The sequence below is a fragment of the Geomicrobium sp. JCM 19055 genome, from assembly GCF_000698185.1.
GTDB classification, from domain to species: domain Bacteria; phylum Bacillota; class Bacilli; order Bacillales; family Marinococcaceae; genus Geomicrobium_A; species Geomicrobium_A sediminis.
In genome coordinates this window covers 108,243-124,024 of sequence record NZ_BAXL01000002.1, presented here as the reverse complement: position 1 = coordinate 124,024, position 15,782 = coordinate 108,243, and the positions used below count along the sequence as shown (strand labels likewise).

Here is a 15,782-nt window from a genome sequence, read left to right as displayed (position 1 = left end):
GTCATTCACTTCCTTCATACAAGGATAGAATATGCAATAGCCTTTGTTGTTCCAACTTCAAAACAGCATTTCCTTCTGTAGTAATTTTGTATATTTTTCTCCGACCTGAATTTCCTACTACTTCAATCCAGCCATGTTTATTTAGATTTTCAATGGCACCATACAATGTACCTGCCGCTAAAATGACAGAACCATTACTCATTTCTTCGATCTTCTGCATAACAGCATATCCGTGGTGCGGTTCCCGTAAAGCTAACAAGATATAGTGCATCGTTTCAGACAACGGTAATAATTTATGTTTCATAGTTTCAATCCCCTATTCAGTCTAACTGTACAGTTGAACTTACTAATAATATAATACAGTTCAACTGAATAGTCTATAATTTTTTTGCTTCAATCCAAAAAAGTCGATTTCCTTTACATTTGGAAATCGACTTGCATGCCACACAATATTCAATTAGTTAAAACGTTGCTCTAATTTCCTTTGGTGATCTGAAAATACATCAGCTAAGTCTATGTCATATTTATTCGCAATGACTGCGATGTTACCCAATAGATCCCCTAATTCTTCAACTAAAGCTTGCTTATTAACTTCCGATGATTGCGCTTCTTCGTCTGGTCGATCTCTACCAATTTCGAGCGCCTGATCGCCCTTGCTACTTCACCTGTTTCTTCAGATAAAAAACCGATTCGCATAAATATATCTAATTCCAGCCACCCTCGTCTTCCGTAGAAGTTATCTACCATTCCTGAAATTCATCTGCTTTCATTCGCTTCGCCACCTATGTATACATGATAAACACCTATCTAAAAAGTATATTAGTTACGTTGATTTGCTAATTTAGTTGGCGCAATCCCTTCGTATGAACGGATTGCGCCAAGAACGTTGTAAAACATAGCAGACCTCTTCGACATACAACCACTATTCAATGCAACTTTTCATTTCTTTTTTGATTGCCGAAAATGCCTAATGCCGTTAATAATGCAACACCTATAGCAACCCATACACCTACACTCATTTATTTTCGCCTCCTCGTTTTATTTCAACTTAAACTTCATACTTGAGGGATACAATGTAATCACCCATCGAACAACGCAACATCAATTGAATTTTTCTTTATTTATAAACCGTTTAGCAATTTTCGACCTCTTACTATAAGAGCTGATAAGCATCCATATAATTGAATGTTCAGTCATATAATCCTTGGAAAATCTCTTTCACTTTACTCTTGTTTTAGATACGAAGTAACATTCCTTTAAATTCTTCTCATTTATTAAAGTAAATGCCATATCAACATCCTTATGAACATTAAAGTACATCAACATGAAGTGGTTTTTGAGACCACAAAAAAAAGGCCTTATTATTGATAAGACCTTCGCTACAACATAGCCATCTCTACTCGCCATTTGATCTTCTACGAAGTTGGCGCCATCCATGTAGCTCAAGCATGTTGCCATCAGGGTCTTGAACTTCGAAGCCGTACATCTGCTCTTCTGGTATTCCGTGATCCAAATGATAGTAATCGCCACCATGTTCTTTTGCCGTTTTAGCGAATTGCTTTACAGCGTCAATGCTCTCCATTTCAATGGCAATTAACGTTCCACTTGTCGTTTTTGTATCCGCAATTGCTTTGTCCTTAAGAAATTGCTTGTAGAAGTCATGGGTTAGAATCATAATCCAAAAATGGTCATTCCACATCATCGCGCTTGAATGATCGTTGGAGAACAGTTCATTCTTTTTAAAGCCAAGTTGTTCGTAAAAATGTGTTGATTTCTTCAAATCAGTGATTGGAAAATTAACAAATACCCTTGTCATAACAACACCTCACCTTTAAGATGTACTGATAATGTAACCCGATTATGTTCTGTCCATACCGTTCGAATTAATCGTTCTGGTGTATCAACTGAATATTGCTAAATCCATGCTCTGCTGGGTAGATATGAGTAATCATTCCTTTTGCCTTTCGCTTGTCCACAAGTACATCCACTGCAAATGACTTCTCAACATGTGGATAAAGCAACATGCATACTGTTTTCGGAATTCGCTCCACATATTCACAGATTCTCGATCCATAATAACCGAAGATGCCCACAACATTCTCTTCTTGTCCACACAACCAAGCGAATGTTGCCGCTACACTATCATATTTCGTCCCTCGTTACGAAACTCTCTAATCTGTTTGTTAACAGTGTGCACAGCTTGTTGAGAACTGTCTTCTTCCATAAAGGAACGGTACGTTTCATGATGAAACGGGTGGACTCGTTTAAGAAAATTGATAGCTTCTACTTGAAATCCCTCATCACATAATGCTTCGCAGTACCCTTTACTTGTGCATTAACGCCATATATTTCATGCAAAGCTAAGTGGTTGTTTTCATCTTTTCATCCATACGTTCGGTTCATCAGCACTACTCTCCATCCGTCAGGATCCTCAATCGTCACTCCTTTTTCTTTCCAATACTCATTTTCTGGTGCCACTTCTCGATAGCCCATTTCTACTAATCGAGAGGTAACATTGCGAATTTGTTCGTAGTCCTCAATGTAAAAGACGAGTAAGTTATCTCGAGTTGGTGCAGGACACGGGCTTCCATCAATGTGATGGGTAAACTCTAAATGATAATCAGAATTCGGCAATCCAATGACGACACCTTCATAGCCACGAGGACCTTTAAAACGTTCAAGTTCTACCAATCCTAAACCGTTCACATAGAAATCAATTACTCGATTGAATTGATCGGTCGGCCTTGCAATTCGTATTTGTGCCGCGACAAAATCATTAAACTTCATATTGATCCCTGCTTTCTATCGTATCATCTGCCCATTTAGTTTCCTACAAAATTAAAAAAATCTGCGTTCGACATTCGTCGGTTCTTCTCTACAACTTTGGTCGTAACGAACGTTTATTGACATCACCGATCGATTGCGTTAAATTCTATCCAAAGAACGAATGAATTGTAAACAAGGAGTCTAAAGACATGTCGTTACCTCTTACTTATTTATTTATAAAAGTGAAAGACGCACAAAAGCCTTAATACCTTAGGAATCATCCTTGATGATAAGCAGATTTGCTTATCTTTTTTTGTGCTACTTTTATAAACTAAATAATGAGGTGCAGCATTTTGATCGGAAAATTTAATAGAAAAATTGTGCTCTTCGTCTTTATGATCGGTACGTTTGCGATCGGTATGACTGAGTATGTCGTTACTGGGTTACTAACTCAATTTGCAACGGATCTACATGTTGAGATTGCAACGACAGGTCTGTTGTTAAGTGTGTATGCCATCAGTGTGGCCATATTCGGACCCATTCTGAGGGTCATCACTATTAAGGTTAACCCTAAGCTCCTACTCATCTGTTTAACAATTTTATTTATTGTTAGTAATAGTATCGCAGCCATGGCGCCAAACTTTGAAGTTTTATTGTTATCAAGACTGCTCTCAGCTGCCATGCACGCGCCTTTTTTTTGGCTTATGCATGTCGATCGCTGTTGCGATTTCGTCACCTGCAACAAAGACGAGCGCACTTGCCGCTGTGAATGGTGGCTTGACGATTGCAATTATGATTGGTGTTCCCTTTGGCTCTTATCTTGGCGGGATGTTTGATTGGAGAATGGTTTTTTTGGTCGATTGTGGTGCTAGGAATAATTACATTACTAGGATTAATGATCGTTACACCCAACATCAAACAAACGAACCCTCCATCGTTGAAGAAAGAACTACAAATCTTTAAAAACAAAAATGTACTATTGGTCATCGCAATCATTGTCTTTGGCTTTTCGGGAGTATTTACAGCTTATACGTTCAAAGAACCCATCCTTAGAGAATACGCTGGGTTTGATGTTTCTGGTATTACCGCAGCGCTGTTCTTTTTTTGGACTCGGTGCCGTGATTAGCAACTTTCTAACCGGCAAAATTAAGCCACGATTGTTAACGAGATCCTTAATGATCGCGCTAATTGTTCTTGGCATTGTACTCACAGTTTTTACAACACTGATCCAAATCTCCGGATTAACACTCGTCTTGTGCTTTTTGTTTGGTATGGGAACGTTCGGTACAACTCCAATCTTAAACTCAAAGATTATCATTTCTGCTACTGAAGCCCCGTCTTTAGCCGGAACCATTGCAGCATCCGCATTTAACTTGGCAAACGCAATCGGTGCTGTCTTAGGTACTGTGTTACTTGATGCTGGATTTTCTTATTCTACAATTACGTACGTAGCTTCGGCCATTGTGTTTTTTGGCTTGCTATTAACTTTACTCATGAATAAATTCGAAGATAAATCGTATTTTCAAGACACACACTAGTTACGTCTATTAGGTATGGATTTTTATATCCATACCTGTTTTTATGGAAAAAATTGATTCCCTGTCTTTTCCAAGTTTGGATACATCCACATTTACACACGATACCTATAAGGAGGGTTTGCGATTGAGTAATGAACATCAAGTTGATACGTTAAATAAATTATTACAAGGCCAGCACATGGGAGTTGATGCTTACGAAAGTTATCTGAAGAAATTACCAGCCTCTTCACCACTGAAAGAACCATTTATCACCATTCAATCTGATTTGCGTGACCATGCAAATCTACTTAGCACACGCATTTTAGAACTTGGTGGCACACCTAAGAAAAGCGAAGGCTTAGTTGGAAAAATGGAGCTTTTTATGAGCGAACTGTTCGATCGCCCTCACGACGAAAAAGAGATCGTAAAACACGCCATAAAAGGTGAGAATATCTATGGCAACAAAATGACGGAAAAAAATCGCCGGTGAAGAATTGGATGAGCACAACCAACAACTCATCCACACGATTCTTTTCAAACAGCGCGAACATGTGGATGAATTAAAAATCATTCTAGATAACATGAAAAACGAGGAGTAACCACTACTCCTCGTTTTTCATGTGCAGTTGTTTAAGATAGACCATCATCTTTCTATGCTCTTCTTCAAGGTAAGAGAATCGGTGAACAATAGCAACTTCTTGCGCCACTCTTTTAAACAGTTCACATGCAATAGTCAACGCTTCAAAGGACGCTTCAAGGTTGGCGCTCGCATACGTCTTCTCATACAACCCCCACAATTCGTTTGGCAGCAATTGTTTATAGTATTTACCGAACGTTCCTGTTGAAACACGATACGAATGTTGGCTACCAATCCACCAATCGATCATTTGGTGAAGGTCCGCTCGAACAATCACTTCAAACATTTGTTTTGCATACGGAAGTTCATCCCGACAAAGACCTTTTGCAACGTTTTGTACACACCAAAGAAAATTGTTGCAACAACTAAAATATTCCGCTTCTGAAGGTTCTTTTATCCAATAACTCTCATCGGTTGCCTTCGGGATTTCTGAGAGTCGACCGTCTTTATCGAGTAATGGTACCGTTAATGAATCCTTTCCATATTGTGCAAGCATTTTCGTTACCGTCACAAGCCGCAAATCAATTCGATTCCCATCCTCAAACAACATCAAGTATGTATACAACTGGGTAATATCAACCTCAATTCCAAGTGCAAAGTCCATCTCATCCGGCTGTTGAATCATAATTAGCTCTCCAAAGATATGAAACCAATCAGCGTCCTCGCGAAAGGAATCGATCTCAGAAACAACGTAGACAATGTCATAATCTTGAAGAGAGTCAGGTCGAACATTCGGATTCGTCCGCGACCCGTTCATATAGACCGCTCGCACTCGCTCGTCTCGCTTGGCTACAGATAAAATCAACTCCATCATTTCATCATTTGATCGCATGGGGTTCTCCTTTCTATTGCTACTCGCTCAAAATGTTCCACTGTCGGAAAAGGATCATAGAAATGGTGCAACAGTCGTTTCCATTCTTGATACTCATCCGATTGCCTAAATCCGATCATGTGGTCTTCTATGGTTTCCCATCGGACCAACAATAAATAGTTCCCTTTCACTTCTAAACAACGTTGCAACTCATGAGAAATGTAGCCATTCATCGACGAGATGATCGTTGATGCTTTTTGAAATGCCTCTTCAAATTCATGCTCTAGTTCTTTTTTTAACTTGTAAGTAAGCAGCTTCCAAAATCATGTTATACATTCCCTTCAATTCTCATAAGTAAGACAATGGTACACTTCACCGATCAATCCTTCCATCTGATGAACCCCAAGTTCTCCATTCGTCATTATGACCGCTGCGCGGTTGACGTCCGGGTGCACAAACCCCATACATTGGTATCCTTTTCCCCATCCCCACGATACGATTTCTCTCCCTGCTTTAGATGCTTCAATAAAGACACCTAACCCTGACCATGCTTTGCCGAATTGAGGGGTCATCATGTCACTCGCTAATTCCTTTGAAAGACCGAGCTTGCTCTTTCCTTTTTGAGCATATAGCAGTTCTTGAAACAACCTCACAAGCGTCGTTGAGCTTGACCACAGACCTGAGGCGGCAGGGTATGGGTACATCGTTTCAGTAAAACAAACCGGTTGGCCTTGTTTCGAATGCCCCCTCGCCAAATCATCGCTAATATACGCAAGCGACGTTGGTGTTACATAACGAGCATGTAACTGAAGTGGTGTAAATACATAATTGCTCACTACCTGCTCAAATGTCTTCCGCGTGACGTCCTCAATGAGCAGTTGGATCACACAATAACCGGCATCTGAATAGTGGAATTCACGCTCCGGCTCCTCCTCCACCGTGATTGCCTTCGAACAATATGGTGTTTTACCACTTAAAATATCTGGCATCGTAGGAACACCCGAGCGAGCATCATAGGTTGAAAACTATCTTTTGGATCAATAATGCCTGATTGATGACTAAGTAAATGCCTTAACGTTACAGGTTTTTTATTAGTAGATGGAATTTTCCAACGAATGAGTTTATCATTAACTGGCTCGTCTAATTGAAGTAGCCCTTTTTCTACTAAAAGTATCGCCGTAAGAGCTGTTACGTATTTACTCACTGAACATGCGTTAAAAAATGTCTGCTCCGTTACTTTTCGATGACGATCCGCTTGAACAACCCCGTACTGATGCAACAATTGATGATCGCCTGTAATTGCAGCTATGCTCAACCCTTGAACTTTGTAATGATTCATCCGTTCAAGAATGTATTCATCGCTTAGCTTCATTATTTTCACCTACTCGATTGTATTGATAAGAATAGAAAGAAACGCATACCTCGTCTTAAGATATACGTTCATGATTGTCTAATTAAATTGCAGTTGGTACCCTCTTCTTTTTTTGCTCACTAACAGAAATGGTGATCATTGCACTTGTTAAACAAAGAACCGTACCAAAAATAGCCCAACCACTTAGTAAAAGTCCGTTTGAAAAAGCCATCATCGTTAACGTCACTACAAAGAACGTAAAAAAAATCCAAAAAGTTGATAAACCCCTGACACAACACGCAAAACGATCCGATTCGAGAAAGCCAGCACAATAGGTATAGCAAAAAAACACACTCACATAGGCCATTGCGACAATTACTTCTCCATAAGAAGTAAAAGAAAAGTGCATTACACTAAGTGATTGCGAAGCAACCATAATCACCATAATCATTGAAACCAACCAGCAAGCTGCCGAAAAACCTAACCGAATATACACAAACATCCATCCAATCCTATCATTGTTACTCTATTGCTATTATAAATAATGGTAGATTATGATAAGTATTGTGTTCTTACACGATACATTTAACGTCCCAATGCTTACGAATCTCATCAACAATTCTAGTCCGAACAACGACTCTCAAATCAAAGTGTTTGAACATAGGCTGACCGTTTTCAATCACAACATCCACCGCACGACTCACATTCTGATCTAGAAGAATAACTTTAACTTCGCCATTACGCTCATCGACTTTATTAATCTCACGAATTCTAATTTCTTCCACACCAATCATCCTCCTCGGTTCTCTCTCTATAAAATCACTTTAACACGTTACTGCAAAATGAAAATAAAGTTTATAGAATTGTTATGATTTTTAATGTTTATTTTTAATACGTAAATAACCTAAATAAAGTTTCAAGATAGGTTAATCAAATTCAATGTAATACAGAAACCTTTCCTGAAAAGTACATCCTGATACAATCAATTCATTTCATTTGTCCTACTATAACAACCTAAAAAATGGTATTATTATAGGTATTATAATGCAAATAATTCAAAAGGGGTTTTGCACATGAAAACTAGCTACAAAGATCGATGGTGGTATTCTACTACGACTATTTTAATACTGATGATATTTAGTGTGTTAATTATTCCAGCTATGATTGCGATTGGTTTATGGATTGTACAAATGATAAAACGGAAAAAAATACTATGAAAGTATTCGAGAAGATGTACATATCTCTAAAAAAATTTCTGATAAGAAATCTGAAATAAATAATCTTGACACATTGATCAAAGACAAGCAAGATACTCTAGCTAACAAAGAGAAACTATTACTTGATCTACGTACAGAGTTTGATAAATCTGTAGAAGAAGAACGACTACAATTGTTGACTAATACCCAAAAAAAAGGCCGAAGATGACTACAAACAGATTATTGAAGAAACAAAAACACATAACGAAAATATAGTACACCTGCGTGAACAAGAAATATCCTTAGAAAAAGATATTACACGACTAACTAAACAAGTAAGAAAGTACAAATCAGAAGTACTTGGTTTGAAAAACTTACATATTCGCTTTCCTCACAGCATTGAATTTAAAGACCCCGATGCTCAAATTGAAAAACTTAACGAGATGATTGATGAATCAACTTTATTGCAATCAATCATTACGCTACCTATTCATACCGATAACTCTAAAGAATTACGTAAACTTTCATCAGCAACAAAAAAAGGAAATCAAAAATGTTCTTAATAAATATGAGGAACGTTATACCACAAAAACTAACAAGACAATTTACCACCTCATGATTATTGCTCTTCAATCTGAAATGAACTTATTATTATATAATTTGCGATACGAGAAAATGGATCAAACAGTAGAGAAAGTCAAAGAAGTCATTACAAAGTACTTAGCAATTTCGACTGACGGAAATCAAAACATCTTAAGCACAATTTCGAAATTCTTAACAGAAATCGAACCGCTTTACATTGAACTTGTAAAGATTGAATACAAATACTACATTATTAAAGAACAAGAAAAAGAACAACAACGTTTAATTAGAGAACAAATGCGTCAAGAAGCCGAAGAACGCAAATTATTAGCTGCTGAACAGAAAAAAATTAGATAATGAAGAGAAAAAAATTCAAAACCGAAATGCTTAGAAATAAAGAATTACTCGAACAAGAACATGATATTGCTAAGATCACTCAAATTGAAGAACGACTCAAAGAATTAGAATCCCAAATGAGTAATATTGAAGAAAAGAAAGAGGAAATCTCAAATTTATCACTAGGTAAGGCTGGATATGTATACATCATTTCGAACTTAGGTTCTTTGGTGAAAGCTTTCAAAATAGGTATGACTAGGCGAATGGTTCCACAAGATCGAGTGGATGAATTAGGAAGTGCATCAGTACCATTTAGATTTGACATACATGCACTTATCTTTAGTGACGATGCAGTTGGTTTAGAACAACAGCTCCACAAGCAATTACAACAACAAAGAGTAAACAAAGTGAATTTCAGAAAAGAATTCTTTAGAACAGAAGTCAGTGAACTACAAACGATTGTAGAAGAAATTGACCCCACAGCGGAGTTTATTCCGACCATGATCGCTGAGGAATATACTCAATCACTCGCATTAGAAGAATCGGAACAAACTTTACCAGCTTAAATATTCTACTAAGTATAAAAAAGAACCTACGCTTACTAAATGGTAAGCGTAGGTTCTTTTTCCCTTTTTAATTGACAGTACAATTATTTAAATTAAAGCCGTATAGTTTATTTCTTAGCTTACTTTTGAAACAATTATTCCAACGCTAGAACAACAACATAAAGGAACGTACCAACTTGTAATTTTAAATTGTTCAAATAACATATTCAGTGCTAATTTAACAAATAAACTATGCAGTAAAAAAAGCGGCTGTCGTGGCGAAGACGCCTGCGGGAGTAGCGTTAGCTGAAGATCATCGTGCGAAGCACGATAGCTGAGGCAACGCCCGCGGCAAGCGTAGCCACAGAAGCCGCCTACTCATTTACGAGCACATATCTGGTACTTTTAAGTTGCTGAACAACCTAAGAAAGGAGCAACTCCCTTCGTGTTCAAAACTAATACTTATTCAAAAGATACTTTAGCGGCAGAATGGAAACGAGAATAATAATTAATGCTGCGGGTGCAGCCATATAGTACAAGTCTTCACTCGTTTCTACCCAAATTCTTGTAGCGAGTGTCTCAAATCCTGGGGGTCTTAAAAGCAAGGTTGCAGGTAGCTCTTTTACTGCGCTTACAAACACTAAGGCGCCACCAGCTAGAATTCCCGACCGAATGGATGGCAAAATGACTCGTATGACGACTTGCCATGGCTTTAATCCTAGGCTTCTCGCGGCCTCGTCCAATTTAGGGGAAACAAGCTGCAATGATGCTTCTCCCGATTGCAATACTTGTGGTAGAAAACGAATTACATACGCCAGTGCCACGAGGAAAATCGTGTTGTAAAGAGCCGGCACATAGCTATTAAAGAAGAAAATAACTCCGAGTGCGACAATGACACCGGGCAATGCATATCCTGCATATGCCAATCGATCAATTGAGGTGCTAATGACGGATGGGTGTCTTGACTTAATATAAAGAATTGGCAAGGCTACTACGATTGCAATTCCAGCCGCCATCCCTGCTACCATTAGGGTGTTCACTGAGTACTCAATAAAGCGGGCATCGATCGCACCTGCCTGTACACCGATGATTGACCAGTACACCATAACAATGACTGGTAAAAGCACGGATAGGAAGAACAGAAGCACGAGTGCTGAAAATGCTGGCCACTTCCATTTTCCGAGACTTAAAGGTTCATTGGGTTGACTTCGACTGTTTTGGACGACGTTATGTTTCTTTGAAAACCTTGAGTTCATCCATAAAATAATCAATGTTATCGCAAATAAGACCGTGCTTAGTACAGTTGCAGATACGTGATCGTAACTTCCCATGTTGTAATAGATTGCTGATGTGAACGTTAAGTAGCGAAGCATGGCGATGGCACCAAAGTCTGTAATGACATACAAAGAGACGAGCAATGCTCCTGCTCCGATTGCAGGGCGCAAAAATGGAAGATAAACCCGTGCAAAGATCTTCAACGTTCCTAACCCTTGCGAGCGCGCGACCTCTTCATAACTTCGACTAATTCGACGTAACGCTGATGAACAAATCAAAAACACATACGGGTATGTAAATAACGTTAATACGAGCCACACACCTGTAAAACTATAAATATCAATTGGAAATTCACCGAATGAAGATAACCATTCTGATTCTCTCCACGTTCGCGCTAAACTCCCTCGTGGCCCTAATAGAATGATAAATGCAACGGCTCCGATGTAAGGTGGAATAACGAGCGGAATCGCCAAAATCCAGCGCCACCACTTCTTCCATGGCAATTGGGTACGCTCTACAAGCCAAGCGGCACCGACACCGATGATGATCGTTGAGACGGTCACTGCAAATGTAACGCTTAACGTGTTCCATAGGAGTTCAGGAATTCTTCCATCAAGCAGCCGAGCCCAGCGATCAGCCCCAGCTGTTAAGGAACGAAGCACGACATATAACACTGGAATAGCTAAAAGAATAGCCGCTAGTGATGAAATTCCAAGCAAAAACTTCCCTGGTGGATTTCCTTTCCATATGTTCATCCATAGACGTTTTAGTTTCAAAGTACCACCACTTCTTTAATCAATTCAGATAAAAAGCAAAGGCACGAATACCTTTGCTTTTTTGTACTATTATCCTATCTCTAAGTCTAAACCAGATTCTTCAATTAGACTACGTGTATCTTCCCAAACTTCCCCTAGTTCACGTAGTGGCATGTCTTGAATCTCATAAGAATCAAGAGGAGCCGCGTTCTCATACGCTTCTACTTCTGGGTTCAATGGAACTTCCATAGATTCATAAGAGAATTCCTGTTGATTTTCTGGAAGCAATAACCAGTCGAGGAATGCATGAGCGTTTTCTTCGTTCGGTGCATCTTGAATTAGTCCTACACCCGCGGCATTAATGACCGCGCCCATCTCGCCTTCTTCTTGGTCTGGATAAACAACGCCTACGTTGTTGTCCATTGGCTCTTCAAGTTGCTGGTGATAGTAATAGTTATTCACTAGACCAATTGGCACTTCGCCCGCGCCGACTGCTCGACGGATATCACCATGACCTTGCGTGACAACACCAGCATTTTCACGAATAGCGTTCAACCATTCCAACGTGCGATCGTCGCCCCACTCATTTCTTAATGCAGATACGTGACCGATCATGGAGCCGTTACCACCACGTGTAATGGCAAATTGGCCTTCGTATTCAGGGTTTGCAAGTTCTTCAATGGTTGTTGGGACATCTTCTTCATCAATCAAATCGGTGTTGTACATTAAAACTCGCGTTCTTGCTGATAAACCGATCCATGAGTTGTCTTCTGCGCGGTAACTCTCATCAATCGTTTCAATGCCTTCTGGGTCTGCACTAGCAAGGTATCCTTCTGACCTTAAATGCTCAAGTCCACCAATGTCATTTGAAAGAAAAATATCCACCTGAGTGTTTGAGCTCTCTTCTTTGATGAGGTTTACTGCTGTATCATCGAGATGGCTTACGAGCACTTCGATTCCAGTTTCTTCTTCAAATTTATCTAAAAGGTCGTTTGTGAAGTTCTCATTTCGACTAGAATAGACGACAATTTCGCCAGCTTCTTCTTCGACCGTTTCACCGTTAGCTTCTTCTGTTGATGGTGCTTCTTCATCAGATGAACATGCGCTAAGTGCTACAACACCCATCGCAAACATCATTGTCGGTAATGCAAATTTCTTCATAGTATTTATTACCTCTTTCAAGTTTTATTCGTTCACGACTGCAATTAAATCAGGCGATATATCAAACGATATTGGCTCGTTTAACTCAATGTCGTGTTCAATAGACACACGTATTAACATTTCTTCTTTCTCACCTTGTAGGCACGCTTCTGGTGTGCAATTAAGGCAGACCCTCACTTCTTGATACTCACCAGCGTAGTAAACCTCAGAAACAATTCCAGTGTATTGACCTTGTTGATTAATTTGACAGCTCTCCGGTCGAATGGAAAGTTTCACTTCTTGTTTAGGTCTCGTATTCGGACTATGTAAGAGCTGTACATTGCCAAAGGATGTCATGACTCCGCTTTCATCATCAGAAATAATACCGCGAATTAAATTCGTTTTACCGACAAAAGAAGCAACAAATTGATTGCACGGTCGTTTGTACATCGCTTTTGGATGATCACTTGTTGAATCGCACCTTGGTTCATCACAATCACACGGTCAGAGATTGCAAATGCATCTTTTTGATCGTGCGTGACAAAGATCGCCGTTGTTTTTTTGTTCACGCAACATGTACGCGACATCTTTTCTCATTTGATCTTTCATACTTGAGTCAAGATTACTAAACGGTTCATCAAGTAGAACGATATCTGGCTTTGGAGCCAGTGCTCTTGCAAGTGCAATGCGTTGCTGTTGTCCACCAGATAACTCGTGTGGAAACGACTTTGCGTATTTCTCAAGGCCGATTAGTTGAAGCATCTCTAGCGCTCGGTCTTTACGAGCTTGACGTGACATCTTCGTTAATCCAAACGTAATGTTTTTTTCAATCGTTAAGTGAGGAAAAAGTGCGAAGTCTTGAAACACCATTCCGACGCTTCGATTCTCTGGGGGTACATTCATATTCGCGTCGAAGATGACTTGCTCGTTTTTCCTTATGGAACCAGATGATGGCTGTTCGAAACCGGCGATCATCCGTAGTGTCGTCGTCTTGCCACAACCACTAGGCCTAACAAACTAATGATCTCGCCTTCTTCTATATCAAGGGTAAACTCATTTACCGCCTTTGTACTCTGTTGGTTATAATATTTGCACAATTGACGAATTTGCAGGAACGCCAATGTATTCCCCTCCAATACGAAAATGATAATCATTATCATTTGCATCGCAATGATAGCATATCTTACCTATAGAGTCAAAACCTTGTCGTACATTTTCTCTCTTAATCACTAAGTACGTCATATGCGATATATGGCAGTAAACCAAAGACTACTTGATCACAAAATGAAACGATCATGACGATCGTTCCAACGGACAAATCTTGCAATAATCAAGGTCTTCTTTTTTATTCTCAATTCGATGGAATAGACAGCATGTCTTTCTCGTGCACGGCGATCCTAAAACTGCTTCTTCATACAAGTAAGGTTGTAAAGGATTTGACTCCAACCCAAACAAAGCTCCTTCAGCTTGTTGTAAACATCGAAAGTCTGACAATAATTGTTCTCGTTGTATCCACGATTCGGTTGATTGTAAGAGGCTTCGATAAACCGAATGGATGCGAATCGCGATATTCTCCCAAAGAATTCTCGTAGAAATTCTCACCGTTGAAATTGCGCGAATAAGTGGTGTCATATGTTCAGTAAAAAAATGTCTGCAACGTGCGATTACGCCACTCAACTCGATTCTCGGCTGGACACGTATCCAACGGGCAGTCCCGCTCTTGAATACATAGCTTTTTGCGTTCCTCATTAAAAACACAGCCCGTTAACGGCATCGAGAGTGCCTGATTGTAATTGCCTAAGCTATACAATAACGAGCCTACAGTCACGCGAGCATAATACTTTATAAATAATGATGCTGCGACTTTAATGTTCGGTGCTTCAATCTTCTCCATATAACTCATTAAGAAATCTCGACATCTCAATGGATCCAATAAGTGGTCCATACGGAATCCTGTTGTGTTCGATGTGTAACGCTCAATTCCAAAGGAAGCTAAGCGTTCAATCGTTACAGATTCTCGCATCTTACCTTCTCCTTTCAAGCTTCTATAATGCGAAGACCTTCTTTTCTACACGACGTGCCGCCTTTTTGCTGTAGGGAATGGTCATCGGTGTTAATGTAATTGGATCTTCAATTACTTCACAATCTAACGCAAAGACTTGCTTCATCATGTCCGTCGTGACAACTTCTTCTGGACTGCCTTGTGCATAGATCGTTTTGTTCTTAAGCGCCACCATATGATGTGCGTAGCGTGCGGCTAAATTTAAATCGTGCAAGACGATGACAATCGTTTTGCCTTCTACCTCGTTTAACGTATGACAAAGATCCAAAATCTCAATCTGGTGAGCGACGTCTAAAAACGTCGTCGGTTCATCCAGAAGTAACGTTTCCGTGCGTTGTGCTAACGTCATTGCAATCCATACCCGTTGACGTTGTCCTCCCGATAAAGAAGTTACTGGGCGATCTGCCATCTCAAACACGCCCGTTGAAATCATCGCTTCATTAACGATTTTCTCGTCTTCTACAGACCATTGTTTTAATAAAGTTTGGTGGGGGTAACGACCTTGTTTAACGAGTTGGGAGACGGTAATGCCTTCCGGACTCTCCGTACTTTGAGGCAGAACGGCGAGACGCTTTGCAATTTCCTTCGTTGAAAGCTGCTCCATATTCATCCCATCTAATTGGATTGTTCCGCTTTTCGGTTTGAGCAATCGTGCGATCGAACGTAGTAAGGTCGATTTGCCACACCCGTTCGCTCCGACAAGAATGGTTACTTTTCTTTTTGGAATGTCTAAATCTAGCTCATCAATGACAATTCGATCTTTAAATCCGAGTGTAAGTGAATTCGTTCGTAACATTTCATCCATCACT

General features: G+C 39.6%; 21 protein-coding genes and 3 pseudogenes. 5 read left to right on the top strand and 19 right to left on the bottom strand.

Going from position 1 to position 15,782, the window contains the following annotated elements; genetic code table 11:
- Position 1: 1 nt before the first annotated feature.
- From JCM19055_RS02945 to JCM19055_RS02920, 5 genes and pseudogenes are all read right to left on the bottom strand, one after another.
- Positions 2 to 304, bottom strand: a complete 303-nt coding sequence (locus tag JCM19055_RS02945; protein ID WP_042358447.1) for a PadR family transcriptional regulator — start codon at positions 302 to 304, stop codon at positions 2 to 4.
- A 153-nt stretch (positions 305 to 457) separates the two neighbouring features.
- Positions 458 to 770: pseudogene (locus JCM19055_RS02940) on the bottom strand (MazG nucleotide pyrophosphohydrolase domain-containing protein).
- Positions 771 to 1,396: 626 nt separating this feature from the next.
- Positions 1,397 to 1,816 (bottom strand): VOC family protein, encoded by a 420-nt coding sequence (locus tag JCM19055_RS02930; protein WP_042358445.1) that lies wholly within the window; start codon positions 1,814 to 1,816, stop codon positions 1,397 to 1,399.
- A 67-nt stretch (positions 1,817 to 1,883) separates the two neighbouring features.
- Positions 1,884 to 2,093: a hypothetical protein gene (locus tag JCM19055_RS02925; protein ID WP_052365832.1), complete on the bottom strand. Its 210-nt coding sequence runs from the start codon at positions 2,091 to 2,093 to the stop codon at positions 1,884 to 1,886.
- A 289-nt stretch (positions 2,094 to 2,382) separates the two neighbouring features.
- On the bottom strand, positions 2,383 to 2,787 hold the full coding sequence (locus tag JCM19055_RS02920) for a VOC family protein (protein ID WP_042358444.1): 405 nt from the start codon (positions 2,785 to 2,787) through the stop codon (positions 2,383 to 2,385).
- A gap of 317 nt (positions 2,788 to 3,104) precedes the next feature.
- On the opposite strand from JCM19055_RS02920, the pseudogene JCM19055_RS31140 reads away from it, so the two are divergent.
- Together JCM19055_RS31140 and JCM19055_RS28185 are read left to right on the top strand one after the other, a co-directional pair.
- Positions 3,105 to 4,304: pseudogene (locus JCM19055_RS31140) on the top strand (MFS transporter).
- A gap of 124 nt (positions 4,305 to 4,428) precedes the next feature.
- Positions 4,429 to 4,773: a PA2169 family four-helix-bundle protein gene (locus JCM19055_RS28185; RefSeq protein ID WP_265181711.1), complete on the top strand. Its 345-nt coding sequence runs from the start codon at positions 4,429 to 4,431 to the stop codon at positions 4,771 to 4,773.
- Positions 4,774 to 4,885: 112 nt separating this feature from the next.
- Here JCM19055_RS28185 and JCM19055_RS02905 read toward each other — a convergent pair whose 3' ends face one another.
- From JCM19055_RS02905 to JCM19055_RS02885, 6 genes and pseudogenes are all read right to left on the bottom strand, one after another.
- Positions 4,886 to 5,752, bottom strand: coding sequence for an aminoglycoside 6-adenylyltransferase (locus JCM19055_RS02905; RefSeq protein ID WP_042358443.1), 867 nt, complete (start codon positions 5,750 to 5,752; stop codon positions 4,886 to 4,888).
- Positions 5,731 to 6,058 (bottom strand): annotated as a pseudogene (locus JCM19055_RS02900) (antibiotic biosynthesis monooxygenase). Before JCM19055_RS02900 ends, JCM19055_RS02905 begins: the two are co-directional and overlap by 22 nt.
- A 14-nt stretch (positions 6,059 to 6,072) precedes the next feature.
- A complete protein-coding gene (locus JCM19055_RS28180; protein WP_265181710.1) occupies positions 6,073 to 6,720 on the bottom strand; it encodes a serine hydrolase in 648 nt (215 codons plus the stop codon).
- Complete coding sequence (locus JCM19055_RS28175) at positions 6,705 to 7,103, bottom strand: serine hydrolase (protein WP_265181709.1); 399 nt, start codon at positions 7,101 to 7,103, stop codon at positions 6,705 to 6,707. Before JCM19055_RS28175 ends, JCM19055_RS28180 begins: the two co-directional genes overlap by 16 nt.
- 82 nt (positions 7,104 to 7,185) lie before the next feature.
- Complete coding sequence (locus tag JCM19055_RS02890) at positions 7,186 to 7,578, bottom strand: hypothetical protein (RefSeq protein ID WP_152549719.1); 393 nt, start codon at positions 7,576 to 7,578, stop codon at positions 7,186 to 7,188.
- A 76-nt stretch (positions 7,579 to 7,654) separates the two neighbouring features.
- Positions 7,655 to 7,867 (bottom strand): hypothetical protein, encoded by a 213-nt coding sequence (locus tag JCM19055_RS02885; RefSeq protein WP_152549718.1) that lies wholly within the window; start codon positions 7,865 to 7,867, stop codon positions 7,655 to 7,657.
- Between the two features lie 776 nt (positions 7,868 to 8,643).
- Here JCM19055_RS02885 and JCM19055_RS02880 point away from each other — a divergent pair.
- From JCM19055_RS02880 to JCM19055_RS02875, 3 genes are all read left to right on the top strand, one after another.
- Positions 8,644 to 8,841 (top strand): hypothetical protein, encoded by a 198-nt coding sequence (locus tag JCM19055_RS02880; RefSeq protein WP_042358439.1) that lies wholly within the window; start codon positions 8,644 to 8,646, stop codon positions 8,839 to 8,841.
- Positions 8,842 to 8,917: 76 nt separating this feature from the next.
- Entirely contained in the window at positions 8,918 to 9,217 is a 300-nt protein-coding gene (locus JCM19055_RS28170) for a hypothetical protein (protein ID WP_265181708.1), read from the top strand.
- On the top strand, positions 9,217 to 9,762 hold the full coding sequence (locus tag JCM19055_RS02875; RefSeq protein ID WP_265181707.1) for a GIY-YIG nuclease family protein: 546 nt from the start codon (positions 9,217 to 9,219) through the stop codon (positions 9,760 to 9,762). Before JCM19055_RS28170 ends, JCM19055_RS02875 begins: the two co-directional genes overlap by 1 nt.
- A gap of 434 nt (positions 9,763 to 10,196) precedes the next feature.
- Here JCM19055_RS02875 and JCM19055_RS02870 read toward each other — a convergent pair whose 3' ends face one another.
- The 8 genes from JCM19055_RS02870 to JCM19055_RS02850 form a co-directional block, all read right to left on the bottom strand.
- On the bottom strand, positions 10,197 to 11,792 hold the full coding sequence (locus JCM19055_RS02870) for an iron ABC transporter permease (RefSeq protein ID WP_042358437.1): 1,596 nt from the start codon (positions 11,790 to 11,792) through the stop codon (positions 10,197 to 10,199).
- Between the two features lie 69 nt (positions 11,793 to 11,861).
- Entirely contained in the window at positions 11,862 to 12,932 is a 1,071-nt protein-coding gene (locus tag JCM19055_RS02865; RefSeq protein ID WP_042358435.1) for an extracellular solute-binding protein, read from the bottom strand.
- Between the two features lie 24 nt (positions 12,933 to 12,956).
- Positions 12,957 to 13,361, bottom strand: coding sequence for a TOBE domain-containing protein (locus JCM19055_RS31135; RefSeq protein ID WP_370542965.1), 405 nt, complete (start codon positions 13,359 to 13,361; stop codon positions 12,957 to 12,959).
- Positions 13,362 to 13,415: 54 nt separating this feature from the next.
- Positions 13,416 to 13,886 (bottom strand): ABC transporter ATP-binding protein, encoded by a 471-nt coding sequence (locus JCM19055_RS31130; RefSeq protein ID WP_370542964.1) that lies wholly within the window; start codon positions 13,884 to 13,886, stop codon positions 13,416 to 13,418.
- Positions 13,883 to 14,032, bottom strand: a complete 150-nt coding sequence (locus JCM19055_RS31125; RefSeq protein ID WP_370542963.1) for a hypothetical protein — start codon at positions 14,030 to 14,032, stop codon at positions 13,883 to 13,885. Before JCM19055_RS31125 ends, JCM19055_RS31130 begins: the two co-directional genes overlap by 4 nt.
- A gap of 172 nt (positions 14,033 to 14,204) precedes the next feature.
- Positions 14,205 to 14,513: a hypothetical protein gene (locus tag JCM19055_RS26140; protein ID WP_265181706.1), complete on the bottom strand. Its 309-nt coding sequence runs from the start codon at positions 14,511 to 14,513 to the stop codon at positions 14,205 to 14,207.
- A gap of 34 nt (positions 14,514 to 14,547) precedes the next feature.
- A complete protein-coding gene (locus tag JCM19055_RS22475; RefSeq protein WP_052365831.1) occupies positions 14,548 to 14,934 on the bottom strand; it encodes a hypothetical protein in 387 nt (128 codons plus the stop codon).
- Positions 14,935 to 14,956: 22 nt separating this feature from the next.
- Positions 14,957 to 15,778 (bottom strand): ABC transporter ATP-binding protein, encoded by an 822-nt coding sequence (locus JCM19055_RS02850; protein WP_042358551.1) that lies wholly within the window; start codon positions 15,776 to 15,778, stop codon positions 14,957 to 14,959.
- Positions 15,779 to 15,782: the final 4 nt, after the last annotated feature.